The sequence below is a fragment of the Chloracidobacterium sp. N genome (assembly GCF_018304765.1).
In the GTDB taxonomy this organism is placed as follows: Bacteria; Acidobacteriota; Blastocatellia; order Chloracidobacteriales; family Chloracidobacteriaceae; genus Chloracidobacterium; species Chloracidobacterium aggregatum.
Genome location: NZ_CP072643.1, coordinates 1 through 23,833, shown reverse-complemented (window position 1 = coordinate 23,833; position 23,833 = coordinate 1). Strand labels below are relative to the sequence as shown.

Genomic DNA, 23,833 nt, shown 5'->3' with positions numbered 1-23,833 from the left:
GCACTGGGATCGTTGACCGGAACTGCATTCTTATCCGCGTATGCCGACCGACGCAAGCGATGTCACAGCCGACTCCGATGCAAGGATTTCCACAACGCCCAGCGCCGCCTGCACCCGAATCCGGTCGCCCGTCCGAATGACGCGCGTCACATGACGGACATTCGTCACCGCCGGCAAGCCAAGCTCGCGCAGTACAATCGAGCCGTGTGAAAGATCGCCGCCAATTTCAACGACGACACCTGCCACCCCGGCAAAGACCGGAACCCAGCCGGCGTCCACGGCCGGGGCAACCAGAATGAGCGGTTCAGTCGAAACCGGCGGGACAGATGGTGTGTGGCAGACCCAGGCGCGTCCTTCAACAACACCACGGGTCAGTCCTGTTCCCTGCAGGACGGCCGGACGGCTTCCTTCGGCAGGCACGGCCAGAAAAGCCGAAAAGTTATCAAAACGCCGAAACACGTCCGGGAAGGCATAGCCGGCCAGCGTCGCCTGTGCCTGCCGGCGCGCAGCCAGGAAGTCCGGCGTTGCACACCAGCCGCCGTCGAGCTGCCGGAGTTCTTCGATGTCCAGAAGCCAAAGATCATCCGCCGCCGGCAGCCGTCCGTCCTGAAGGGCCTGCGCGGCAAGGCGTTTCATCCGCCGCCGGATGCGGTCAAAGGTCTGCATGGCGGTATGCCGCAACGCCTCCCGCGCAGCGAGTGCCCGGCGGGCCTGCTGCCACAGGGGATACACCAGCCACGCCAGCCAGGGCAGCGGCAGCGGCACCTGCCTGGGACGCTCAGCAAGCAGGCTGCGCAACAGCGTTTCCGGTTGCTCGTGATAACGCGGGCACGCGATGTCGCTTTCAAAAACGCCCCGAAAGCCATAGCGCGCAAGATACGCCTGCCATAGCGTTTGAAAGCCATCGTCTTCGGGCACCCTTCCTTCAGCCAGGGCAGCCGTGAGATGGGGATGAGCCTGCACATATTCACGCAGCGGATCGAGATCGGTCAGCAGGCGCGTCGTCACTGTTTCATGACGCGCTGCCAGCGCAGAAAGCACGCCCAGCCGGCGGAGCAGCGCCAGAGGGCCGCTCATGGCCTGGGTCAGTGAAAACATCTCGCGGACAAGCGCCGTATAAACCTTCTGCAAATCCCGTACACAGTTGGCGAAGCTGTCCGTCTCAGGTGGCGCATCACCAAAACCGGAAAGCCAGGCCATGCACTGGTGCGCTGCGGACGGTGCTCTCAACTGCGCCCACCCCAGACGCATCAACGCCGGCAGGGAGCGGGCCAGGCGTCCCCATCGCCATCCCTGTGCGCCGATGTCGCGCCCGCCAATGGCATCTGTGACGAGGCGCGTCGGCAAACCCCAGAGACGCATCATGTCCGTCAGCAGCGACAGGTTGATAAAGGGTCTTCCGGCAAAGACCTCGATGAACGGCCGGTGCTCCGGCAGACGTGCGTCAAACCCACGGTAGTAATCAAACAGGTCAGACGCACATGACGCGATGAGACTCGTCATCAACGGTGACGGCAGCGGCGGCAGAATTTCCCGGTGGTTGGCATAGGTGAACCACTCGTTGCGTATCACCGGGCGCGTCAGCGGACGCACCTGAAGCAGCCAGCACTGCCGCCCGTCATCGGCAAACTCGACATCCCAGTTGCGTGACCCAAACACCCGGCGTACGTCGCGCAGAAGCCGCTGCAACCGCCCCGCAAAGCCGGTTTCGGTTGGTTTCTCGAAGGCGCGCAGCTTGGGCAGATGGAGCGTTTCACCGGCCACCAGCCCACTCACGAGACGGTCGCCCAGCCCCTCCGTCACATTGACGAGATCATCCTCGTGGCTGGTTTCGGTGACGGCAACTCCGGCGTGACGCGCGTCAACCATGGCCATGATGAGCACGTCGCGGCGGCACGGCGCATCCAGCCGGCGGCTTGAATGCCACACCCGACACACCGCCGGCCAGACTTCTGGAGAGGGAACATTCAGAAAGGAAGCGAAGCAGCCCGCCAGGCTCTGGCTTTCACCATCTTCACGCGAAAAAGCCGAACGCACGGCCACTCTGGAAGCCACCGGCGGAAGGTCAAGCGTCTTCTGAAGAGCTTCCCGGTCGGCGATGACGAAACCTTCTTCTGTGTTTTGAATCCATCGCTGATCCAATCCGTGGGTCAGGACTTCCTCCAAAACAAGAACACCCGGCGGCACCGGCAAACCGGCCGCCTTTGCGCGGTGGAGATAGTCTGCCTTCGGTCCAACCCGCGTCGGCCACGGCGAACGCCCCAACCACACAACAAAGTTACCTGTTTCCGGCATGGCTTTTTCGGTCCCAACAGTTTCGCTGACCGCGTTCGGCGCGTCAGTGCGCAGCGGCAGCCGGTTCGGCCGTGAGTCTGGATGCAAGCTGCATGAGCTTTTGTGCGTAGGCTTCCGGCTGCTCAACCATGGGAAAGTGATCCCAGTCGTTGACGATTTCCATAGTGGCTGCCGGCAGCTTGGCCCGAAATTCAGCCGCCTGATCGAGTCGTAGCACCCGCTCGCGCGCGCCCCACAGCAGGACGGAAGGCAGCGTGACGGGCTTCAGTCCGGCAAACCACCCGGCGGTAATCAACTCGAACATCTGCCCGAAGGCCTCACATGTGCCGTATTCGGCAAAAAACCGGTTGAGAAACTCATCCGGGACCGGCTGCGAAAAAAACAACCGCTTCCACAGCGGGCGGAACAGCGCCGAAGCCAACATCTGCTTGCCCAGTTCACGGACTGTTTCGGAAGCCATCAGCCGTGGAAACCAGCGGGTGTCCAGCCGCGCACCGACCGGCGCATGCAGGATGACGCCGGCGACGGAAGGCGCGAAATGCTGGAGATACTCCAGTACCAGCGAACCGCCAATGCCGTGCCCGAGCAGGATGCGTGGCGCGTCAATGCGCGTCACGAATTCCTGAATATGCGCGGCATAATCCGACAGCGTGACACACTGAGTGTCCCGTGGCGTCCCGCCAAAGCCCGGCAGGGTCAGGGCTGTAAAGCCGACCGGAGAGGTTTCTGAAAAAAACGGCTCCACCCGTGCAAAACGGAAAGCGCCGCCGCCGTTTCCGTGAACGGCAATGATTGTCGGGCGCGTCATGCCTTCGCGATGGCAGCAGCAGGTACGATTGCCTGCCAGTCAGGATGATCGCCGGCATGCCTGAAGTCGTGTTGCCAGAGAACGTCACCGGCCGAGGACACCAGGAAAGCGCCGGGCATAACAAACGGATCGCCAACCGGCAGACCGATGAAGTGTCCCTTGCCCACGGCGCGCAACCCACAGGACCACACTTCGGGGCCGAACATCTCGCGCAACCCGCCACGTTCAATGCCCAGTGCTTTGTAGAACACCAGCGGTGTGTCGCTGATGGCGCGGGCTTCCTTCCAGAGGTTGGCAAAAAAATCCTGCCCCTGCTCGACCGTCCCCTGATAAAAGAAGACCACGTTCGGATAGTTGGCTTCCTGCGTGGCCGCGTTACGCACATCGGCTACCATTTCGCGGCAGAAGACGCAGCCAAAGTGCCGGAGAAAGACGAGCAGATTGACCGGTGCAGTCAACTGCCCGGCCAGGGTACGCCCGGCCAGATTCAGCCCTATCACTTCACGTTCGAGGATGTCTTTCGGAATGCGTTTCGTCATGACAGCAGCCACCTTGTGTTACGCCAGATGAACAGGCGGCAACAAGCCCTGTGTTTCACCTTGCCGGGGGTGGGTTCATCATCCGGGCAGAACTGGATTCAACCGTGCGCCCACACACACTGGATGCGCGTTTTCCGGGTTCCTGCCGGCTCGCGTGGAAACCGGCTCGCGTGCCGGTGAAGCGACACCTACCGACCAAATGTTAGCTTCCTAACAGTTTCCAAGGGTTATACTTCTCACCATAAAACCTTACAAGAAAGTAAGGTTTTACACTGCGTCCCCAAACAGGTGTCTGGCGGCGTCCGGTTCTTCCCGGATGCCGCCGCTGACATCGCCGTGGGTATGTCTCCCACGGGTTTTCTGAGCTGTACCAAGGAGGCATCAGTGATGGCACGCATCAAGTTGACTGAGGAGAATCGTTTTTCGACCTATGTCAAGAGCCGGAACTCACCTCAGTACCGTGACCTGGAAAAGTGGCAGCAGTGGTTTGCATCACGTGGGATTCCATCCGTCATTGCCTGCTCGCGCAGTGGCTATGCCCTCTACCGGGAAGGGCTGCTGCCGGTGGACATTCACGATGAATCCCCAGCATCGGCGGAGGGAAACGGATCGAAGGTGTTTTTCGCTCCGACCACAGAGCAGAGTGAGTCTGTGCCTTCCCAGACGCTCAACGATGACTTGGCCAACCCGAATGTACGGATGGCCACCGCCTGAAAACAGCTTTTCAGAAAGGTCACACGGCGCGCTGGGCTGCCCGCCCTGGCGCGCCGTATGCTGTGTGCCGATTTGCCTGACCGATGGCGGCGCGACAACCGCCACCGTTTCAAGCCGAACAAGGCTTACATGGGTGGGGGCGGCGGCACGGGGCCGAAGCCACGCCCGTGATGCCACTTGGGACCGCCGTGCATCCGCTGGTGGAACTGCTCCAGCATCTGTTTGGCACGCTCACGCTGTTCCGGCGTCAGTACGGCAGCAACCCGCGCTTTCGTGCGTTCCTTGGAAACGATGAGTTCCGTCATGGTCTGGGCCTGTTGCTGGGCCAGCACACGCACTTGCGCTTCATTGAAAACACCATCCGTACCAAGGGGGCGGAGCTGGTCGTGGACAGCCTTGAGTTGCCGCATGAGCGGTTCCGCCGTGGCCCGCTCCTCTTCCATAATCTGCCGAATCCGGGTCTGTTGTTCTTCGCTGAGGCCCAGTTGCGCGGCCATGCGTTGGATGAAAAAGCCCATGAAGCGTTCGGGGCCACGGTCGCGCCCGGCAGCATAGGCCACCCCGCCCAGCACCCCGGTCAGGATGAAGGTCAGGGAAGCGACAACGATCAGGGGACGTAAACTGAAACGGTGCAACATACGCGATACTCCTTCTCTTCCCTGCGTCCGACGCGCAGGGAACGGACTTGAAGCCGCGAACGGTTTTGTTCGCCGGCGACACTATAGACGCCGGATGCCGCTCCAAAGTCCGTCAAATTGGGTCAACCGATTGTCAGGAATCGTCAACCCCGGTCAGGTCAGCCAACCGGCAAGCTGCGAATCGGCACGCAGAATGGTGTCGTGGCGGTCGGGGCCGGTGGACACCAGCCCGATGTCACAGCCCACCAGAGCTTCAAGCCGCGCAATGTAGCGCCGTGCATTCGTGGGAAGTTGTGCAAAGTCGGTCAGCCCCACGGTCGAGGATTGCCACCCCGGCAGGGTCTCGTAGATGGGTTCAACAGCTTCGAGGTCTTCGGCGTCGTGGGGGATGGCGTCGAGCACTTCCCCGTGCAGCCGATAGCCGGTGCAGATGTCAATGGTCTCGAAATCGTCCAGGACATCCAGTTTCATCAGGGCCACTGTCGTCAATCCATTGATCATCCGGGCATAACGGGCCACGACGCCATCAAACCAGCCACACCGCCGGGGGCGGCCGGTTGAAGTGCCGTACTCGTGACCACGCGCCCGCAGCCGTTCACCCGTGGCATCGGTGAGTTCCGTGGGGAAAGGCCCGCTGCCCACGCGCGTCGTGTAAGCTTTCATGATGCCAAGGACACCGGTAATCGCGGTTGGTGGTACGCCGGTGCCAACCGTGGCCCCGCCGGCCGTCCCGCTCGACGAGGTAACGTAGGGATAGGTTCCGTGGTCAATGTCGAGCATCGTCCCCTGCGCGCCCTCGAACAGAACGCTTTTCCCGGCCGACATCTCCCGGTTCAGCCACAGGGCCGTGTCCGTGACGAAGGGGGCGATACGACTGGCTTTGCCCAGCAGGTCATCCACGGTGGCGGCCAGGGCAATGGGTTCGGCCCCGCGCATCTGCAGGATGTCATTGGCTTCACCAATGATTTCTTCGAGCTGCCGTTTGAGCCGTTCGGGATGCAACAGATCGCCGGCGCGCAGCCCCCGGCGGCCAATCTTGTCCTCGTAGGCCGGGCCAATCCCGCGCAGGGTCGTCCCGACCTGCCGGATACCGCGCCGCTGTTCACTCGTGCGTTCGAGCGCCAAGTGGTGGGGCAGGATGATGTGCGCCCGGTTGCTGATGTGCAGCCGCCCCGTGAAATCAATCCCACGGGCGGCCAGCTCATCCATTTCGGAAAGCAGTGCGGTTGGGTCAATGACCACCCCGTTGCCAATCACACAGCGTTTGCCCGCGTGCACGATGCCTGAAGGCAGCAGGTGCAACACGAACTTCTCCCCCCGGACGATGACGGTGTGACCGGCATTGTGGCCGCCCTGATACCGGGCCACGATGTCGAAATGTGGAGCAATGAGATCAACGACTTTGCCCTTACCTTCATCGCCCCACTGCGTTCCGACGACAACGATGTTTTTCATGCGCGCGACACAGTTGAACCCTCATCCCTGGCAACACCCGCGCAGTGCGCCGGGGAAAGGACTTCAAGCTCCTTTCAATGGCAGGCAGACAGCGTAGCGCCCACATCATCCCGTACAGTCGTTCCCAACGGGCAACTACGCCGCCAAAGCCGGATCACCTGGATAATCCATCGGGCGAGTATTGCCACCGGGCAGCATTTCGTCAACGCTGACCTTCGGCACCGGAGGACGGCACATCCGCTTTGCCCGGCTGCCCAAGCCAACGCTTCACATGCAGCCACGGCAGCCACGTGGTGGTGTCACTGTAGCGTCGCCGCAGATAATCCGCCGGCGGCAGGACCATCTCCCGCAACAACCGTACTCGCTCGCCCCAGGACAGCGCCTGCAACTCCAACCGGAAGCGCTGCCAGCGGCTCAGGTGGCGGACGAGCACCTGTGCCGACGGCTCGTCCGCGGACTGTCGCGCCAGTTCCGCGCAGAAATCATCGGCGTAAGGTGTGCCAAACCAGGCCCGCGACAGCGCCAGACAGGCCAGGCAGACCCGCGCTATCTGCAACTGCCGGGCGCGGAGCAGACACCGCTCCAGCGCCTCCGGCGGCCAACGGGTCGCCATCAGGTGGATGTCGTAGAGCCAGACGAGCGCAAACTCATAGCTGATGTGCAGTGCCAGGTGAAAACAGGCATGCAGGAACAGGTCCTCATCCGCCGGGGCACAGGCGGCCGCACCGAGTTCAGAAATGGGCAGACGCTCGCGCCACATGGTCTCGAAGTCCAGCACGTGGGCAAAGAGCGCCGTATTGGCGGCGCTCCAGTGAACATCCAAGGCTACGTCACCCCGTGCCAGCGTCGTCTGCCGGTTCACGAGCTGTCCGGTGATGCCGACTGACCGCGTGTAACCCAGTGCTTCCAGCAGGGCAACCAGACCGGACACATCTGCCGGGCCAACGAGCAGGTCCACGTCGGTTTTGACGCGATGGTGGGGTTCCGCGTAGTACCGATAACCGACGGGCACCCCCTTGAGTAGCAGCACCCGGATGCCCCGCGCCTGTGCCAGAGGGAGCAGTTCCTGGAGCGCCAGGGTCTGCTGAAGGTCCAGCACCACCTGCCCGCGCGCGCTGGCTTTCAGCCACGTCTGCAACTCGCCGGGCAGGGTGGCCCAGGTTTCCGGCAACAACTGCGCGCACAGTAACGGCCCCAGCCGGTGGGACTGAAGAACAGCCATGATCTCCGCTACCGACAGCCCATCCTCCCAAGCCACCGGCTGACCGGTCAGCGCGTGTTGCAGAAAAACATCCACCGGCGTGGTGGGGAGCAGCGGCACGAGCGCGTCTGGCAACATGGAGTTGGTGGACATGGGCGGCGGTCGGTCAGGACTTGCGGCCGCCGGCGTCACCGCCGCCGCGCGGCATCCAGGGCCCGGACGAAATCCACAATGCGGTGTTCGGCCCAGTACCAGTCTTCGTCCCCCTGCCGGGCCGCGAGAAAACCGACATGCCCGCCCCGCTCGGTCAACAGCACCGCGACGCAGGGGTTGTCGGCAAAGGCCGGCTCGTGCAGCGGCGTCGCCGGAATGAACGGATCATCCTGGGCATGAATGACCAGCGTGGGCAGCCGGATGGCGGCCGCCATGCGTACGGCGCTCGCCCGGTGATAGTAGTCGGCAGCGTTTTCATAGCCGGCGGCCACGGCCGTGTAGGCTTCGTCAAACTCACGAATCGTCCGAATCTGCGCCAGCCGTCCAGCGTCGTAGCGATCAGGAAACAGGGCGGCCTTGCGCTTCATGCGCGCTTTCAGACTGCGGACGAAACGCCGGTGGTACAACCAGTTGGAGCGGCGTTCAATGGCGGCCGTGCTGGCGGCCAGATCGGCCGCCGGGGAAATCGCAGCAACACCCCGTATGTGCCGGGGCGCCTGCGCGCCGTACTCCCCGGCCAACCGCAGCACGACGTTGCCGGAAAGCGAAACGCCGACGACATAAACATCCTGAACACCGTCCCGCTCAGCCAACTCGGCGATGATGGCGCGGGCATCTTCCGTCAGCCCGGCATTGTAGAGATGCGGCGAGAGATGCTCCGTCCCGCCACATGTACGGGTGTTGAGCCGAATGACGTGGAAGCCGGCCCGCAGCGCCTTCTCCGCAATGCCGCGCATATAGCTCGACTCAACCGACCCTTCCATGCCGTGCAGCAGCAGCAGAGTCGGACGATCAGCCGGGGCGCATCCGGGCTGCCAGTGACAGACGGCCGTTACGGCCGTATCCGGGCAGGTGTGAAAGGTACGTGGCTGCCCGGTCTGCCCGACAAGCGGCGACCGCCGGGGCAGCACCGATCCCAGAATGGTTTGCAGATGGGGATTGGTCAGGCGTGGGTCGGGTATGAACGGCCGCTGCCCCAGCCGCTCCAGCAGGTAGGCACGAGGTGTCACAGCGCGCGTCGCCGTCCCTAACGCTCCAAGCTGCATACCCAAAAACCCGTTGTGCGTAGGGGCGGGCCGCCAACCCGCCCCTACATTTGGGCGGGTGTGGGAACCCGCCCCTACATTTGGGCGGGTGTGGGAACCCGCCCCTACATTTGGGCGGGTATGGGAACCCGCCCCTACTCGGTTGGGGCCTCGCTGGCGGCGGCGGCAACCACCACCCGTTCCGCCAGCGCCTTATCCACCCGAAGCTGTCCGCTTTCCTTCAGTCGCGCCTTGACGCCATCAATGTAGGTCTCAAACAGATTGTTGGCACGGTCGCCACGCAGGCGATCCATGGTTTGCTTGCGCTGCTCGGCAAACTTCGTCAGGTCAGCGTCCTTGCGTGCTGTCACCGCCACAACGGCCACCGTCGGTGCCGCATTGCGGGCGGCATACAGCGGCATCGGGATGAGTTCACCAACCTTGACCTTTTCAGCATTCGGGAAGGCCGCCGGGAAGGATTTGTTGTCCAGGTAGGCCGTGTCGTTGAAATCCTTGATCTCTTCAACCTTGAGCTTTGCGGCTTCGGCGGCAGCCTTCAGACCGGCGGCATTTTTGGCCGTGGCAATGAGTTCCTTGGCGCGCTCGTATGCTTTTTGCAGGGCTTTTTCCTGCTTGACCTTGGCCGCCACCTTGTCGCGTACCTCATCCAGGGTCGGATCGCCGGGCTTTTTGATTTCCACGAGCTGCGGAACCGCGAATCCACCCCGGATGCCCACCTTCTCGCCCACCTCGTTCGGCTCGGTCAAAGCCGATGTTTTTTCCTCGAACGACGGGTTGCTTCCGATGTCGGGCACGTCGTCACCGGGGGCGAAAAACGGGGTCTCGCGTTTGACATCTTCCGGTTTGAGGTTGAGCTTCGTCGCAATGGACGCCGCCGTTTCTTCAAAGTTGCGCGTCCGGGAAAGCAGCGATACCGCTTCGTCCGCCAGTTGCGACGCCTTGGCATAGGACAACCGGTTGCGCACGATGGCAAGCAAACCCGGCTTGGCTTCTTCAAACGGCCTGATGGTGCGGTCGGTCACTTTGAAGATGTAGAAGGCATTGCCCCGCCGGACGGGCTCGCTGATTTCACCCGCGCCGAGATTGAACGCCGCCTCCACGGGGTCGCCGGGCTTGACATTCGCCCGTTCCACCACACCCAGGTCGCCGCCCTTGGCTGATGTGGCCGGGTCCTGGGAATTCCCCCGCGCCAGCGCGGCAAAGTCCTCCGGCGGCGCGCCTCCCTTGCCCCGCGCGCGCGCCACGAGGTCATTGGCTTTCTGGAGCACCTTGTCTTCGTCCTTCGGTGTCAGCACCTTCAGGACAATCTGGCTGACCTGAACCGACTTGACCTGCTTGTTGGGGTCATATTCCTTTTGCAGTTCCTCATCGGACACCGGGATGATTTCCGCGGCCTTGTCCTGGCTGATGTAGATGTAGCGCACCTTGCGCCGGTCTTTCGTCGGGCGGAAGTCTTCCTTGTGCGCCTCGAAGTAGGCGCGCAACTCATCTTCGGTCGGCTCGCCGACTTCCTTCTCGAAATCGGCGGCCGGCAGCACCACGTAACGCAACTCGAAACGGGTGTTCTGCCGCCGGTATTCCTCTTCGGCTTCCTGCGATGAAATCTGGATGCCGCTGGTGACGAAGTTGCGCAGCTTTTCCTCCATGATGGTGTAGGCCAGGTCGCGCTCGAAGTCCACGTAGTTGGTGCCCATGCGCGCCAGTTGCCGCTTGTACTTCTCCACGCCGATGAAGCGTCCGTTTTCGTCGCGGAACTGCTCCCGCAGCCGCTGCTGGATTTCGCCTTCGGTGGCCGTCAGTCCCAGCCGTTCGGCTTCGAGTTCGATGACGCGCCGCCGTACCAACTGCTGCAGGATGGCGCGGTCACTGCCCTGCTGACGCAACTGCTGAATGCTCGCCGGGAAGCTGCCCCCGCCGGACGCCAGTTGCTCCGCATAACGGCGGTACATGGCGACGAGATTGTTCAGCGCGTCGGTGTACTCCTTGGCCGTCACCGTCCGGCTTCCGACGCGGGCAATGACCGTGTCGGCGGGCACGGGCTGTACGGCCTTGGGGCCGCTCGCGCCAAAGAGTGACCGGGAAGGCAGCGAGTACGCCAGCACCATGACAAAGCCAAGGAAGCAGATGACGACAATCAACAGGGTGCGTCGCGGGTTGGACGCCGGCAGTGTGGAAGACGTTTCAGACTGAGCCATTGGGGAACACGACACCTCACCCAGGGATGGTCTCTGCAATACGCAGCAAACGAAGTCGGCGAGCGTATCGAATCCGCCTCGCAAACGCAATCCGGCTTTTCTCGACGAAAGTGTGCGGACAGCCCGGCGCAACCTCTCCCGGCCGGTCTTCCGGGCGGGGATTGCCGCCTGCGGTCCGGCATGCCACCATGCCTGAAATTACGCCGCTGACCAACGGATTCCGCACGCCGTCGCCCACCGCCCAGGCATTTTTGAACTCGCCCGATGCACCACCAGACCTGCCCCCACTGCCAGCTTCGTCAGCCGTTGACCCAGACCAGTTGCGTCCGCTGCGGGATGCCGCTGCCGCTGGGGTGGGCGCATCACGAAGCCTGGCAGCCGCCGCTGGAGGCGGAACGGGTGGACCGGCCGGGCTACCAGTCCATCCTTGGCGGCGCCGGGTTGGCGGCAGCCGTCGTTTTCCTGCCCTTTTTTGGCTTCATTTCGTTTCTTTTGCACCCGCTTGTGACCCTGGTGCATGAACTGGGACACACGCTGGCCGGCTGGCTCTACGGCTATCCTTCGATTCCGGCGTTCGACTTCGTGTATGGCGGCGGGGTGACGCTTCACCAGGACCGGCAGTGGCTGCTTACCGGGCTGTGGCTGGCCGCCTTTGCCTGGCTGCTGTATTGCTTCCGCCGCAATCCGGGGACGCTGCTCGTCATCAGCAGCCTCGCCGGGGCGTACATCACCACGGCTGCAACGTCCTGGCACGAGGCCATCGTCATCGCCATGGGGCACGGCGGCGAACTGCTGTTTGCCACCGTGTTTCTCTACCGCGCGTGGAGCGGCACCTCGCTTGTCCATGCACTGGAGCGTCCCATCTATGCCTTTGCCGGGTTTTACATCCAGTTCCATGACCTGCGCTTCGCCTTTGAGCTGCTGACCAGCCAGGCGGCGCGCCTCGATTACGAAGACGCCAAGGGTGGCGGCCACTGGATGGACTTCAGCCGGCTGGCCGATGAGTTTTTCGGAGGCCGCTTTCTGCTCGTCGTACTGGCCTTTTTCGTGACCTGCCTGCTGCCGCCGCTCATCGCCTGGCTGCTGCACCACTACCGCCCGCACTGGCAGCAGTGGCTTGTCAACCGGCTGGCGGTGGAGACGTGAGACGGCTTCCCACCCGCCGGCCCGTCCCCACCTCCCAGGGGCAGCGGCCCGGGTGTCAGCCCCTGCTGAATCGGTTGGCAAACGCACAAAATAGTGGTTGCATGGAAGAAACATCCCACGTTCCTTCCTGCGGTTTTTACGTCCCATGCCCACGACTTTTTCGCTTGCATCGCTTTCCGCCCTGGCCGGTCAGGAACTGGCCGTCAGCGACTGGTTCACCATTGACCAGGCGCGCATCACCAGCTTTGGTGAAATCACCGGCGATACCCAGTGGATTCACTGCGATCCCGAACGGGCGGCCGTCGAATCCCCGTTCAAAACCACCATTGCGCACGGCTTCCTGACACTGTCGCTGATTCCGCATCTGGTGGAGCAGACCCTGCACTTCGAGGGGGCGCGGCTGGCGCTCAACTATGGTCTCAACCGGGTGCGGTTCGTCACGCCGGTTCCGGCGGGCAGCCGCGTCCGGGGACGCTTCGCCATGGCCCAGGTCAAATCACTCGACAACGGCCTTGACCTCACGCTCAACTGCACCGTGGAACTGGACGGCGCGGACAAGCCGGCCTGTGTCGCCGAGTGGATTCTGCGTGTTCTGGTTTAGGCATCCTGGTTGAGGTTCCGGTTATGTTTGAGTTTTCACCCAAAGCCCGTGAACTCCGCGAACGACTCCTGGCCTTTATGGATGAGCACATCTACCCCAACGAGGCCACGTTCCGGGACGAACTTGCCGCCGGCCCCCGCTGGCAGCCGACGCGCATCATCGAAACACTCAAGGCCAAAGCCAGGGCGGCCGGGCTGTGGAACCTGTTCCTGCCGGAAAGCGAATACGGCGCCGGGCTGAGCAATCTCGACTACGCCCCGCTGTGCGAAATCATGGGGCGGTCGTTTCTGGCGCCGGAGGTGTTCAACTGCTCGGCCCCGGACACCGGCAACATGGAAGTGCTCGTGCGGTACGGCACGCCGGAGCAGAAAAAACAGTGGCTCGAACCGCTTCTGGCCGGCGAAATCCGGTCGTGCTTTGCCATGACCGAACCGGATGTGGCCAGTTCGGACGCCACCAACATCACGGCCCGCATCGAGCGCGACGGTGACACCTACCTCGTCAACGGCCGGAAGTGGTGGACGAGCGGGGCGGGCGATCCGCGCTGCAAGCTCATCATCTTCATGGGCAAGACCAACCCGGAAGCGCCCAAGCACCAGCAGCAGTCCATGCTGCTCATTCCGATGGACACGCCGGGCGTCCGGGTCGTCCGCATGCTGGATGTCTTCGGTTATGACGATGCTCCCCACGGCCACGCCGAGGTCAGGTTTGAAAACGTCCGGGTTCCAACATCCAACCTGCTGCTGGGGGAAGGGCGGGGCTTCGAGATTGCCCAGGGGCGGCTCGGCCCCGGCCGCATTCACCACTGCATGCGGCTCATCGGTCTGGCCGAGCGGTCCCTGGAAGCCATGTGCCGGCGGGTGCTGACCCGGACGGCCTTCGGCCGGTCGCTGGCCGAACAGGGCGTGCTCCGGGCGGCCATTGCCGACTCGCGCATCGAGATTGATCAGGCCCGGTTGCTGACCCTGCAGGCGGCGGCCATGATGGACCGCTACGGCAACAAAGTCGCCCGCACCGAAATTGCGATGATCAAGGTCGTCGCCCCCAACATGGCGCTGCGGGTCATTGACCGCGCCATTCAGGCGCACGGCGGCGGCGGGGTCTGCGCCGACTTCGGGCTGGCCTACGCCTGGGCGCAGGCGCGCACCCTGCGTCTGGCCGACGGCCCCGACGAAGTGCACCGGGAAACCATCGCCAAGCTGGAGTTGACGAAATACCGTTCCAGAACCGAGGAACGCGCAAGCGGAGGAAAACATGGCCAGACATGAGCTTCCGGCCGTAGGCATCATCATGGGCAGTGACAGCGACTACCCGGTGATGAAGGATGCAGCGGCTATCTGCAGTGAGTTCGGGGTCGCGCACGAGATGCGGATTGTGTCTGCCCACCGGACGCCGCGCGACATGTTCATGTACGCCGAGACGGCGCACATGCGTGGGTTGCGGGTCATCATCGCCGGGGCAGGTGGAGCCGCCCACCTGCCGGGCATGGTGGCGTCCCTGACGCCCCTTCCGGTCATCGGCGTCCCCATTCAGTCGAAGGCGCTCAACGGGCTGGATTCGCTGCTCTCGATTGTCCAGATGCCGGTCGGCGTACCGGTGGCGACGGTGGCCATTGGCGCGGCCAAGAATGCCGGCATCCTCGCCGTCCAGATTGTTGCGGCGGACAACCCGGAGCTCCAGCGCGAACTGGTGGACTTCAAGGCCAAGATGGCTGAAATCTCGCGCAGCAAAAACCAACTCCTCAACAACGAGAACTGAGGTGGCAGCGGCAGGTGCGCCGGATAGCGCCGGAGCGCCTTCGCCGTGGCGGGTGAAACCATGCGTTTGAACGGAAAAGTGGCTCTCATTACCGGCGCGGCCGGCGGAATCGGCGGCGTCGTGACGCGGATGTATCTGCGGGAAGGCGCGCGCGTCGCCATTTCCAGCCGGTCGCTCGAACGGGCTGAGCAGTTCCGGGCGGCGCTCATGGCCGAAGGTTTCTCCGGCGACGACATCCTGCCGGTTGCCTTTGCGCCCACGGACCTGGCAGGCATGCAGGCGGCGCTCGAAGCCATTGCAGCGCGCTGGGGCGGGCTGGATGTGCTCATCAACAATGCCGGCTCGGCCGGGGCCAAACAGCCCCTGTTTCGGATTCCCTTCACTCTGGAAGACCTGGACCAACTGGCGGCCGAAGGCTTCACCGAAACGGAAACGATGCGCGAATCGGCGGCCAACCTGCTGGGACTGCCGTGGCATCTGACGCGCCTGGCGCTGCCCTACCTGCGCGTCGGGGCCAGCATCATCAATGTCTCCACGATTTTTTCCCGGACGAACTACTACGGGCGGATTCCCTACGTCGTGCCCAAGTCGGCCCTGAATGCGCTGTCGCTGGGGCTGGCCAAACAGCTTGGGACGACCGACCGCGCCGTGCGCGTCAATACCGTCTTTCCGGGGCCGATTGATTCCGACCGCATCCGCACTGTGTTCGGGGCGATGGACCGCCTCAAGGGCGTTCCTGAAGGAACGACGGCGCAGGAATTTTTCGACATCATGATTTTGGCGCGGGCACGCGGGGGTGAAGCGCCGACCAAATGCTATCCGACCCAGGCCGACGTGGCACACGTCATGCTTTTTCTCGGGTCGGACGAATCGGCCGCCATTTCCGGGCACAACTTCGAGATTACCCACGGCATGCAGGTCAAGGCCCAGAGCCGCACCAAGCTCACGGCGTGGCCTGACCAGCGGCTCATTGACCTCAGCCGGCGCGTCGTGCTCATCGTGGGCGGCGAGCAGGTTCACGACGCCGTGACCATTGCCGCCAGCCAGCAGTCCTATGGGGCATCGGTCATTTTGACGTTCCGGCAGCCGGAAGCCGTCAATACGGCCAAGGCCCAGCTCGAAAGCCATGGCCTCAACCACAGCATCGCCGTCACCTGGCTCGATCCCCTGCGGCGGGAGTCGGTGACCAGCGTCTTTGACCTCATCCGGGAACGCTACCACCGGCTGGATACAGTCATTGTCTTTCCGGCGCATGCGGCAGGCTACTACGGCCCGGAACTCATCCCGGACGAGCCGGAACGCATCCGGCAGTTCACCGACGAAGCCATTCTCGGAACGACGGCTTTTGCGGCGCAACTTTCGCGCTTCCTGCTCGCTTTCGACGCCGAAAACGAACTCCAGGAACCGGTCAACGTCCTGTTCCTCACCAACGAACACGACGGTGCCACCAATGCCTTTGAAGACATCTACCGCGCGGCCGTGGAACAACTGCTGCGGGTGTGGCGGCACGAAGACGAACTTCAGGTGGCGGCCGGAACGCGCCGCTTTGCCGTGCGGACCAACCAGATTGTCCGCTATGCCAACGCCGAGCCGGACAACCTCAAATTCACGGCCGACTGGCTGGCGACGCTGGCCAACCGCGTCCGTCTCTTCGACGAACTGAACCTCTACGTTCCCGAAAACATCCAGCGCACCACCGGCAAGGCCGAACTGCCCCGCGACATTGCCCGGACGCTGCTCGGCCTGCACATCGGCAAGGTGGCGGTCATCACCGGGGGCAGCGCCGGCATCGGCGGCGCAATTGGCCACTACCTGGCGCTTTCCGGGGCCAAGGTCGTCCTGGCGGCGCGGGACGCCGAACGGCTGGCGGCGCTCAAACGCGAGATCGTCGCCGAACTGTTTGCCATTGGCTATCCGCAGCCGGAAACACGGGTCGAAATCCTGCCCGACATTGACGTGGCGGATGAAGAAGCCCTGGGGCGGCTGGTCAAATTCGCCATGGACAAGTTCGGACGCATTGACTTTCTCATCAACAACGCCGGCATTGCCGGGGCGGAGGAAATGGTCGTGGACCTGCCGCTGGCGGCCTGGCGGCACACCCTCAAGGCAAACCTGCTCAGCAACTATTCGCTCATCTACAAAATCGCGCCACTGATGAAAAAACAGGGCGCGGGCTACATTCTCAACGTCAGCTCGTACTTTGGCGGCGAGAAATACGTGGCGGTGGCCTATCCCAACCGCAGCGATTATGCCGTTTCCAAAGCCGGGCAACGGGCGCTGGCCGAGATTCTGGCGCGGCATCTGGGGCCTGAAATCCAGATCAATGCCCTCTCGCCGGGTCCGGTCGAAGGCAAGCGGCTGCGCGGGGAGGGTTCGCGGCCGGGGTTGTACGCCCGCCGGGCGCGGCTCATTCTCGAAAACAAGCGTCTGAACGACATCCACGATGCCGTCATCCGCGCCTGGCGTGAAGGTGAAACGGTCAAGGCGACCTTGGGAGCGCTGGCGCACAACCACTTTGACGAGGTACTGGCAGCCAACCCGCCCGAACCCGTGCGGCGACTCATTGCCCATCTGCGCGCCGGCGCCGTCAATGAAGGCCACTCCGACAGCCACTATCTCATGACGCGCAAGATTGCAGAAAAACTGCTCCACCGGCTGTTTGAGGGGGGCTATCTGGCTTCGGTCGAAGACCGGGAAGCCTTCACGCTGGGGTTTCTGGGTGAGTTGCCCGAACCGCCTGAGCCGTTTTTCGATCCGGTCGAAGTCGAAAAGGAAGCCGTGCGCGTGCAGTCCAGCGTGCTGACCATGCTCAATCTGGGGCGCATGCCCACCGAGGAGGAAATTGCCATTGCGACGGTCTTTTACCTTTCCGATCCCAACGTCAGCGGCGAAACCCTGCATCCGTCGGGCGGGTTGAAGTTTGACCGGACGGTGACGGAAGGGGAGTTCTACGGCCTGCCGCGCAACGAAGACCTCATGGAGCTGCGCCGCAAGAACATCCTGCTCATCGGTGACTACCTGGAAGAGGAACTCCGGTGGCTGGTCGGGGCCTTTGCCATTCAGCTCGTCGTCCGCAACTGCATTCTTCTGACCAGGACGGCGGAGCGGGCGGATTCGCTGCGGCACTACTTCTCTGCCCAGCGGCTCAACAACCTGCACGTCTTCAGCGGTGGGGCCAACGTCGAAGCGGCCATGGATGACCTCATCCGGCGGTTCGGGCATCTGGATGTCGTGGTGTCCACGCCTTTTGACCCGCTGCCGCTCAAACCGCTGGCCGCGACGGACGACTGGCGCGGCGTGCTCAACGAAAAGGACTTCGAGCAGCTTGTCGAAACCCACATCACGCACCACTTCCGGGTGGCGAAAAAGGCGGCATTGCAGGACAAGGCGCAGATTGTGCTCGTCACGCCCAAAACTTCGCGCAACTCATCCCGCGAAGAGTTTGCCCTGGCGTTGTTTGTCAAGACGACGCTTCACGCGCTGACGGCGACGCTGGCCGTGGAATGTGAGCGGTTCACCCATCATCCGACGGTCAACCAGGTGGACCTGACACGCCGGGCACGGGTCGAAGAACCCCGCAATGAGCGGGAGGAGCGCGAGGAACTGGCGCGTTTCGTGGATGCCGTCCTGCTGGCGGCATCTCCGGCCCCGGAGCCGGAGCAGAGCCGCTACCTGTCACGGATTCACCGGGGCAATGCCCTGACGGTGTAGCCGCCCGGACAGGCCACGATCAGAACGACCGGCTTGCGCCCGGATACCTTACGCCCACCAGCGTGATGTCGTCCCGCTGCGGCTCCGCCCCCATGTGCGCCGTCAGGACGGCGGTGAGCTGTTCCCCCTGGAGCGCCAACGGCAACGCCGCAACCTGCTGTAACCAGGTGCGCAGGCGGGCGGTGCCGAACTTGCGATGCCCGGCATCAGGCTGGTCGGCCAGGCCATCCGTGGTGAGATAGACATTGACCGGACGTTCAACCACCAGGTGTGTTTCCTCAAAGGACAGCCCGTGCCTTCCCGGCCGTCCGCCAATGGCCCGGCGTGAGCCACGGTACTCGGTCAGCACGCCCTCCGCCGTGACGACATAGAGCGGCCGGCGCGCTCCCGCCAGGGTCAGGCCGCCGTGGGTGCGGTCGAAACGGCACAGGATGATGTCCATCCCATCCGCGGCCCCCGTCTGGTTGGCATCCTGGTCCTGGCGCAGAAGTCGCCGCACCGCGCCATCCAGTTCCGCCAGGATGGCGGCCGGCGAAACCAGTCCCCGCTCGACAACCATCTGGTTGAGCAGCGTGGTGCCGACCATGGCCATCAATGCGCCGGGGACGCCATGCCCCGTGCAGTCGCCGACGGCCAGAAACCAGGCGTCATCCGTGCGGTGAAACCAGTAGAAATCGCCGGACACGATGTCTTTCGGGCAGTAGAGAACGAAGGTTTCCTCAAAGGCGGAACGGAGCAGTCCGGGGTCGGGCAGGATGGCCGACTGAATCCGCTGGGCATAGAGCAGGCTGTCCGTCACGAGCTGGTTGGCTTCGGCCAGTTCGATGTTGCGGAGGCGGAAAATTTCAGCGTCGCGCTCACGCACCGTCGCCAGCGCCGCCGCGGCCGAGGCCTGGCTTTCCGCCGCCTGCGCCCGGAACTGCGCTTCACGCAGCCGCGCCTGGGCCCGGACGCGCGCCAGACGCACGCGCAACCCAAACCACACCCCACCGGCCAGCAGCAGTCCATAGCCCAGGTAGGCCCACCAGGTGCGCCACGGAGCGGGGCGGATGCGGACGCGCACCCGCTTTCCGTCTTCATTCCACAGGCCGCTGTCGTTCGAGCCACGGACCCGGAACACATACTCGCCCGGATCAAGATTCGTGTAGCTCGCATAGCGGCGCGTCCCGCAGTAAATCCAGTCACGGTCGAAGCCTTCGAGCCGGTAGGCATACTGGTTTCTTTCCGGGACGGTGTAGTTCAGCGCGGCAAACTCGAAGGCGAAGTGGTTTTCGTCATAGTCGAGCGAAAGCACACTCTCGCCGTCGAAGGGCTGCAACCGGTCAAACTTGCGAAAACCGGTCACGACGACCGGCGGAGGGACAGGGTTGGCGCGGACGGCTTCGGGACGAAACGCCGTGAAGCCCTTGGTTGAAACAAACAGGACCTCGCCGTTGCGCCGCTGGAAGAAGCTCTGTCGCGCCTGGTTGTCCACCAGTCCGTCACGGACATCAAACAGGCGGAAACGGTGTGTGACGGGATCGAACTGACAGAGGCCGATGTTCAGCCCCAGCCAGAGTTTCCCTGTGGTATCGGCGTAAAGCTCGACGATGCGGCTGGCCGGCAGTCCGTCACGCATCGTCATGGCCGTCACCCGGCCGGTGGCCGACTCGATTCGATTGAGACCATCTTCGGTTCCAACCCACAGCACCCCCGGCGGCGATTCGACCACATCGTTGATGATGCGCCCGACAAATCCCTGCCCCGCCCCGGACCGAAAAGCGCGGAAGGTCTGGGTTCCCGGCTCGAAATGGTAGATGCCAAAGTGGGTGCCCACCCAAATCTCGCCGGCGCTGTCCCGGAACAACCGGACGACACTTCCGTTCCCCAGGCTGCCTGGCCGGTTCGGGTCGGGGACAAACACCTGGGCATTGCCCGTCTGACGGTCAAGCCGGGCTACGCCCTGTGGCGTCCCCACCCAGAGTTGCCCCTGCCCATCCTCAGCGAGGCGGGACACCGTATTGCTGGGAAGCGTCCCCGGCCGGTTCGGGTCATGACGAAAGTGCGTGAAGTCATCCGTGGCCGGTTCATAGCGCGCCAGTCCACTCTGTTCCGTGCCAATCCACAGCGTGCCATCCCGATCCACCAGCAACGCATAAACGACTTCACTGCTGAAGCTGCGCGGAAAGCCCGGACGGGGACGGTAAAAGTGCAGGTTTCCACGTGGATCACGCCGCCCCAGTCCGCCCGCGCCGCCGGCAAACCAGAGGTTTCCCCGGTGGTCTTCGGTGATCCACCAGATGCGATTGCCCTCCAGCCGGTAAGCGGGGGCGGATTGGGTCGTGAAATGGGTAAAGGTTGAGCCGTCGAGGCAGTCCAGACCGCCGCCATCCATACCAACCCAGAGGCGGCCCTGGCGGTCTTCAAAGCAGTGCGAAACCGCATCGTAGCCCAGGCTGTTCGGATTCCCGACTTCGTGGCGATAGGGCGTGAACACCGGAGCCTGGGGATCATAGCGATCCAGTCCCGTAGGCGTTCCGAACCACAGGCCGCCCGCCTGATCGCGGCACAGCGCCCGGATGGCGTTATGACTCAGGCCCGATGGGTCTGCCGGCTGATGCACGAAGCGCCAGGCGCGCCCGGTCTTGGGTTCCAGGCTCACCACCCCCTGGTCTTCGGTGCCAATCCAGACCTGCCCCTGGGCATCCGTTGTGCAGTTTCGCGCCGTACGCAACCAGCCGGAGACCGGTTGGCCACTTTGGGCATCGGTGATGGCCAGCGGCTCAACCTGCCCGGTGAGCGGGTTGAAACAGGTGACACCGGCATTCTGACCGAGCCAGAGGACACCGCCCTCCACCGGACGAATGAACCACACCCGTTCGGCCGGCAGGCGGGACAGGATGTGGTCGGCCGGTGGCGTCGCCTGCCGGGTGGCCATGTCAAAGCGGGTCACACCACGCTCCAACCCCAGCCAGAGGCCGCCCGCGCCGTCGTGGGCCAGGGCATACACAGCAGTCGGCACCGCAGCCGGCGCGCCCCCATCGGTCGGTTCCGTCCAAACGCTGCTGACGGCGCAGGTCGTCGGGTCAATCTGGTACAGTCCCCGGGTTGTTCCGGCCCAGACCCACCCCTGTGGGTCAACGTACAGCGCCAACACGCGCACGCCATCCAGGGGCAGCGGGTAAACCTGTCCGGTGCGCGGGTCGAGGCGGTTGAGACCACGCAGCGTCCCAACCCACAGGTTGCCGTCCGCGGCTTCGGCGAGCGCGGTAATGTTGCTGTGGGTGAGACTCGCCGGGCTGAAGGGGTCGGCGCGGTACGCCGTGAACGTATAACCATCAAAGCGGTTCAGCCCGTCGTGTGTCCCAATCCACATCAGTCCCGTACGGTCCTGGAGCAGGGTATTCACGCTGGCCTGGGACATGCCCTGCTCGACCGACCAGCGTTGCACCCGCAGACGTGGCCCGGCCGCGGCCGGCAGGAACCAGAACGCGATACTGCATATCAGGAGCACCCACCGGCTGTATGCAAGCCATGCCATAGACGCCATGGGGTTTATTCTCGCTGTGCCGTCCCGCCCAATCAACCGGATGGGAACGCGGCGCACCGGGCAGGTCAGGCGCTTACCCGCCGGCCTCCCGGCGCTTGGTAACCAGCCGGTTGGCCGCCTGCCGCAGGGCGTCGGGAATGGACTTGCTCTTGGTCAGGTTGACGAGGTCGCGGCTCTGAAGCCGGTTGATGAACTGCATGCTGAAGTTGAGCGGACAACGGGCATTCCGCACGAGGTTGTGCATGATGGCGTAGTTGCTGACCCACGCCCGGTTCATCGCAATGATGCGCAGCACATCCTCATTGATTCCCTTGATGTTGGCAATGGCCTCGATTTCGGCGTCCGAAATACGTGGGTTTTTGACCACCGCCGTGCTGACCATGCGGTTCGAGTCACGAATGAGGATGGCCCGCACGTCGCGTCCCCCCTTGAGGGCCGCAAAAATGCGTTCCTTGACCGACATGCGCGCCAATGCCTGATAAACGGAAAGCCGCTCCTGCGTTTGCGGGTCGGTTGACTGACGCAGATCAATGCCTTCTTCGCTCTTGACGGCAGCCAGCATGGCCTCGAAGTCGGCGTCGGCGTCGGATTCGCTGGGGGCTTCATCGGAAAAGGACTGTCCGACTTCCGCCTCGAAACCGGCCAGGACGGACTGAAACTCGGCCTCGAAGGCGTCGTCCGGCATGGGCGGCAGGTCGAGGACGGCCGCAAATTTCGCCGCCCGCGCCTTTTGTTCGCGTGCAATCCGCTCCGCGCCAAGTTCTTTCTCGAAGAACTCCGTCTTGATTTCGCGCGCCTTGCGGATGGCTTCAAACGTGCTCGCCGGGTTTTCCAGGATGGCATCCAGCAGGGCCGGCAGCCGGATGAGCCGTTGCTGGTTGATGGTGACAGCTTCCAGCAGATACCCGCTCGTCGTCTGCCGGACGAAGGCGAGCACCGACTCGTCCGGCAGCGCCGGATGCAACAGCAACTGCTCACCAAACCGCTCGGGAAGGTCAGCGTGCAGAAGCAGGTAGCGCAGAACTTCTTCCGGGGTCTCCGGGTCCTGGGCCACCGGTTGCAGGGCGTCGAAGTCCAGTGTGGCGAGCGAAGTCCGGGCGGCCTCGGCGATTTCCGCATCCGCATCGGCCGTCAGAAGCACCTGCGCAAACAGCATGTCCTCCGGGGCCAGCGGGAGTTTCCCCTGCGCCACCATGAGTTTGGCCGGGCGCGGGGCTTTCCCCTGCTGAATCATCGCCACCGGGGGCGACTTGGACAGCTTGAGCGGTTTGGCCGGCGGTGGTGGCGCGCTGACGCCAGACGACGTGGGAGCCGTCACCGGCGGCGGAGAAGGCGGCCCCGCCGGGGGCGGCGTGGGGGCGACCGGCGGCGGGCCGGAAGGGATGCCCGGCGGGGCATCCACAAAGGCTTCCGGGACAAGGTCAGCCGCAGACTTGAGCGGAACTTCGGGCGTGGACGCCGCCCGTTCACCGGCCACCTGGCGGCGCCCGAATTCCTTTTCGAGAAACTCGGCCTTGACCTCCCGCGCCCGGCGCTCGGCTTCCGGCGTCCGGTGGGGATTGTGCAGAATGGCCTCGATGAGCGCCGGGCGGCGAATCAGGCGTTGCTGGTTGATGGTCAGGGCTTCAAGGATGTGGGGCTGCGTTGTTTTGAGCGCCAGCGCCTCGACGGCGGCATCCGGGGTGGCCCGGTTCAAAACGGCGGCTTCGGTGATGGACGGATCGGTGCTGGCCGTACACAGCAGGGACAGAATCGCCGGATCGGTACGGTCATCGCGCGCAATGGGCAACACGACTGTTGGATCAAGCTTCGTGACTGAGGTTTGGGCGGCCGTGCGAATTTCCTCGTCACTATCGTGAACCAGCGTGGACAGCACAAGCAGGCTGTCATCCGGGGCCAACGGCAACAAACCATTGGCGGCGGCCAGTTTGGCTGCGCGCGGGGCAGCTCCGTTCCGAATGGCGTCAACGACAGGATGGGGCAT

16 protein-coding genes are annotated in these 23,833 nt (G+C 63.7%); 6 read left to right on the top strand and 10 right to left on the bottom strand.

Features of this window, described 5'->3' with window-relative positions; genetic code table 11:
• Window positions 1-30: 30 nt before the first annotated feature.
• From J8C05_RS11180 to J8C05_RS11170, 3 genes are read right to left on the bottom strand one after another with little or no spacing between them, the layout of a single operon-like run.
• Complete coding sequence (locus J8C05_RS11180) at window positions 31-2,295, bottom strand: PEP-utilizing enzyme (protein ID WP_211423631.1); 2,265 nt, start codon at window positions 2,293-2,295, stop codon at window positions 31-33.
• Window positions 2,296-2,338: 43 nt separating this feature from the next.
• Window positions 2,339-3,103 carry an alpha/beta fold hydrolase gene (locus J8C05_RS11175; RefSeq protein WP_211423630.1) on the bottom strand — a complete coding sequence of 255 codons (765 nt, stop codon included), beginning with the start codon at window positions 3,101-3,103 and terminating at the stop codon, window positions 2,339-2,341.
• Window positions 3,100-3,642 carry a SelL-related redox protein gene (locus J8C05_RS11170; RefSeq protein WP_211423629.1) on the bottom strand — a complete coding sequence of 181 codons (543 nt, stop codon included), beginning with the start codon at window positions 3,640-3,642 and terminating at the stop codon, window positions 3,100-3,102. Before J8C05_RS11170 ends, J8C05_RS11175 begins: the two co-directional genes overlap by 4 nt.
• Before the next feature lie 387 nt (window positions 3,643-4,029).
• Here J8C05_RS11170 and J8C05_RS11165 point away from each other — a divergent pair, with 387 nt between their 5' ends.
• Entirely contained in the window at window positions 4,030-4,356 is a 327-nt protein-coding gene (locus J8C05_RS11165; RefSeq protein WP_211423628.1) for a hypothetical protein, read from the top strand.
• Between the two features lie 125 nt (window positions 4,357-4,481).
• On the opposite strand, the gene J8C05_RS11160 is transcribed toward J8C05_RS11165, so the two are convergent.
• From J8C05_RS11160 to J8C05_RS11140, 5 genes are all read right to left on the bottom strand, one after another.
• Complete coding sequence (locus J8C05_RS11160) at window positions 4,482-4,994, bottom strand: Spy/CpxP family protein refolding chaperone (RefSeq protein WP_211423627.1); 513 nt, start codon at window positions 4,992-4,994, stop codon at window positions 4,482-4,484.
• A gap of 153 nt (window positions 4,995-5,147) precedes the next feature.
• Window positions 5,148-6,449, bottom strand: a complete 1,302-nt coding sequence (locus J8C05_RS11155; protein WP_211423626.1) for an adenylosuccinate synthase — start codon at window positions 6,447-6,449, stop codon at window positions 5,148-5,150.
• A gap of 202 nt (window positions 6,450-6,651) precedes the next feature.
• Window positions 6,652-7,803 carry a nucleotidyltransferase domain-containing protein gene (locus tag J8C05_RS11150; protein ID WP_211423625.1) on the bottom strand — a complete coding sequence of 384 codons (1,152 nt, stop codon included), beginning with the start codon at window positions 7,801-7,803 and terminating at the stop codon, window positions 6,652-6,654.
• Window positions 7,804-7,838: 35 nt separating this feature from the next.
• The gene (locus J8C05_RS11145) at window positions 7,839-8,909 is read right to left on the bottom strand and encodes a YheT family hydrolase (RefSeq protein WP_211423624.1); all 1,071 of its coding nucleotides are present in this window, start codon (window positions 8,907-8,909) and stop codon (window positions 7,839-7,841) included.
• A 134-nt stretch (window positions 8,910-9,043) separates the two neighbouring features.
• Entirely contained in the window at window positions 9,044-11,104 is a 2,061-nt protein-coding gene (locus J8C05_RS11140) for a peptidylprolyl isomerase (RefSeq protein WP_211423623.1), read from the bottom strand.
• Between the two features lie 264 nt (window positions 11,105-11,368).
• Between J8C05_RS11140 and J8C05_RS11135 the strand changes: the two genes are divergently transcribed.
• From J8C05_RS11135 to J8C05_RS11115, 5 genes are all read left to right on the top strand, one after another.
• Window positions 11,369-12,250, top strand: coding sequence for a hypothetical protein (locus tag J8C05_RS11135; protein WP_211423622.1), 882 nt, complete (start codon window positions 11,369-11,371; stop codon window positions 12,248-12,250).
• Between the two features lie 145 nt (window positions 12,251-12,395).
• A complete protein-coding gene (locus J8C05_RS11130; RefSeq protein ID WP_211423621.1) occupies window positions 12,396-12,851 on the top strand; it encodes a MaoC family dehydratase in 456 nt (151 codons plus the stop codon).
• Between the two features lie 23 nt (window positions 12,852-12,874).
• Window positions 12,875-14,119 (top strand): acyl-CoA dehydrogenase family protein, encoded by a 1,245-nt coding sequence (locus tag J8C05_RS11125; protein WP_211423620.1) that lies wholly within the window; start codon window positions 12,875-12,877, stop codon window positions 14,117-14,119.
• Window positions 14,106-14,609: a 5-(carboxyamino)imidazole ribonucleotide mutase gene (purE, locus tag J8C05_RS11120; RefSeq protein WP_211423619.1), complete on the top strand. Its 504-nt coding sequence runs from the start codon at window positions 14,106-14,108 to the stop codon at window positions 14,607-14,609. The genes J8C05_RS11125 and purE overlap by 14 nt, the downstream gene beginning before the upstream one ends.
• Window positions 14,610-14,669: 60 nt before the next feature.
• Entirely contained in the window at window positions 14,670-18,320 is a 3,651-nt protein-coding gene (locus J8C05_RS11115; protein ID WP_211423618.1) for an SDR family NAD(P)-dependent oxidoreductase, read from the top strand.
• 19 nt (window positions 18,321-18,339) lie between these two features.
• Here the strand turns inward: J8C05_RS11115 and J8C05_RS11110 are convergent, their stop codons facing one another.
• Together J8C05_RS11110 and J8C05_RS11105 are read right to left on the bottom strand one after the other, a co-directional pair.
• On the bottom strand, window positions 18,340-21,840 hold the full coding sequence (locus J8C05_RS11110) for a two-component regulator propeller domain-containing protein (RefSeq protein ID WP_211423617.1): 3,501 nt from the start codon (window positions 21,838-21,840) through the stop codon (window positions 18,340-18,342).
• Between the two features lie 82 nt (window positions 21,841-21,922).
• Window positions 21,923-23,833, bottom strand: a complete 1,911-nt coding sequence (locus J8C05_RS11105) for a hypothetical protein (RefSeq protein ID WP_211423616.1) — start codon at window positions 23,831-23,833, stop codon at window positions 21,923-21,925.

What these genes read in the sequence shown, in the direction of transcription:
- J8C05_RS11135 (WP_211423622.1), top strand. Translation starts at nt 11,369, where the DNA reads ATGCACCACCAGACCTGCCCCCACTGCCAGCTTCGTCAGCCGTTGACC.
- purE (WP_211423619.1), top strand. Translation starts at nt 14,106, where the DNA reads ATGGCCAGACATGAGCTTCCGGCCGTAGGCATCATCATGGGCAGTGAC.
- J8C05_RS11105 (WP_211423616.1), bottom strand. Translation starts at nt 23,833, where the DNA reads ATGCCCCATCCTGTCGTTGACGCCATTCGGAACGGAGCTGCCCCGCGC.
- J8C05_RS11155 (WP_211423626.1), bottom strand. Translation starts at nt 6,449, where the DNA reads ATGAAAAACATCGTTGTCGTCGGAACGCAGTGGGGCGATGAAGGTAAG.
- J8C05_RS11165 (WP_211423628.1), top strand. Translation starts at nt 4,030, where the DNA reads ATGGCACGCATCAAGTTGACTGAGGAGAATCGTTTTTCGACCTATGTC.
- J8C05_RS11180 (WP_211423631.1), bottom strand. Translation starts at nt 2,295, where the DNA reads ATGCCGGAAACAGGTAACTTTGTTGTGTGGTTGGGGCGTTCGCCGTGG.
- J8C05_RS11110 (WP_211423617.1), bottom strand. Translation starts at nt 21,840, where the DNA reads ATGGCATGGCTTGCATACAGCCGGTGGGTGCTCCTGATATGCAGTATC.
- J8C05_RS11150 (WP_211423625.1), bottom strand. Translation starts at nt 7,803, where the DNA reads ATGTCCACCAACTCCATGTTGCCAGACGCGCTCGTGCCGCTGCTCCCC.
- J8C05_RS11125 (WP_211423620.1), top strand. Translation starts at nt 12,875, where the DNA reads ATGTTTGAGTTTTCACCCAAAGCCCGTGAACTCCGCGAACGACTCCTG.
- J8C05_RS11115 (WP_211423618.1), top strand. Translation starts at nt 14,670, where the DNA reads ATGCGTTTGAACGGAAAAGTGGCTCTCATTACCGGCGCGGCCGGCGGA.
- J8C05_RS11130 (WP_211423621.1), top strand. Translation starts at nt 12,396, where the DNA reads ATGCCCACGACTTTTTCGCTTGCATCGCTTTCCGCCCTGGCCGGTCAG.
- J8C05_RS11175 (WP_211423630.1), bottom strand. Translation starts at nt 3,103, where the DNA reads ATGACGCGCCCGACAATCATTGCCGTTCACGGAAACGGCGGCGGCGCT.
- J8C05_RS11145 (WP_211423624.1), bottom strand. Translation starts at nt 8,909, where the DNA reads ATGCAGCTTGGAGCGTTAGGGACGGCGACGCGCGCTGTGACACCTCGT.
- J8C05_RS11140 (WP_211423623.1), bottom strand. Translation starts at nt 11,104, where the DNA reads ATGGCTCAGTCTGAAACGTCTTCCACACTGCCGGCGTCCAACCCGCGA.
- J8C05_RS11160 (WP_211423627.1), bottom strand. Translation starts at nt 4,994, where the DNA reads ATGTTGCACCGTTTCAGTTTACGTCCCCTGATCGTTGTCGCTTCCCTG.
- J8C05_RS11170 (WP_211423629.1), bottom strand. Translation starts at nt 3,642, where the DNA reads ATGACGAAACGCATTCCGAAAGACATCCTCGAACGTGAAGTGATAGGG.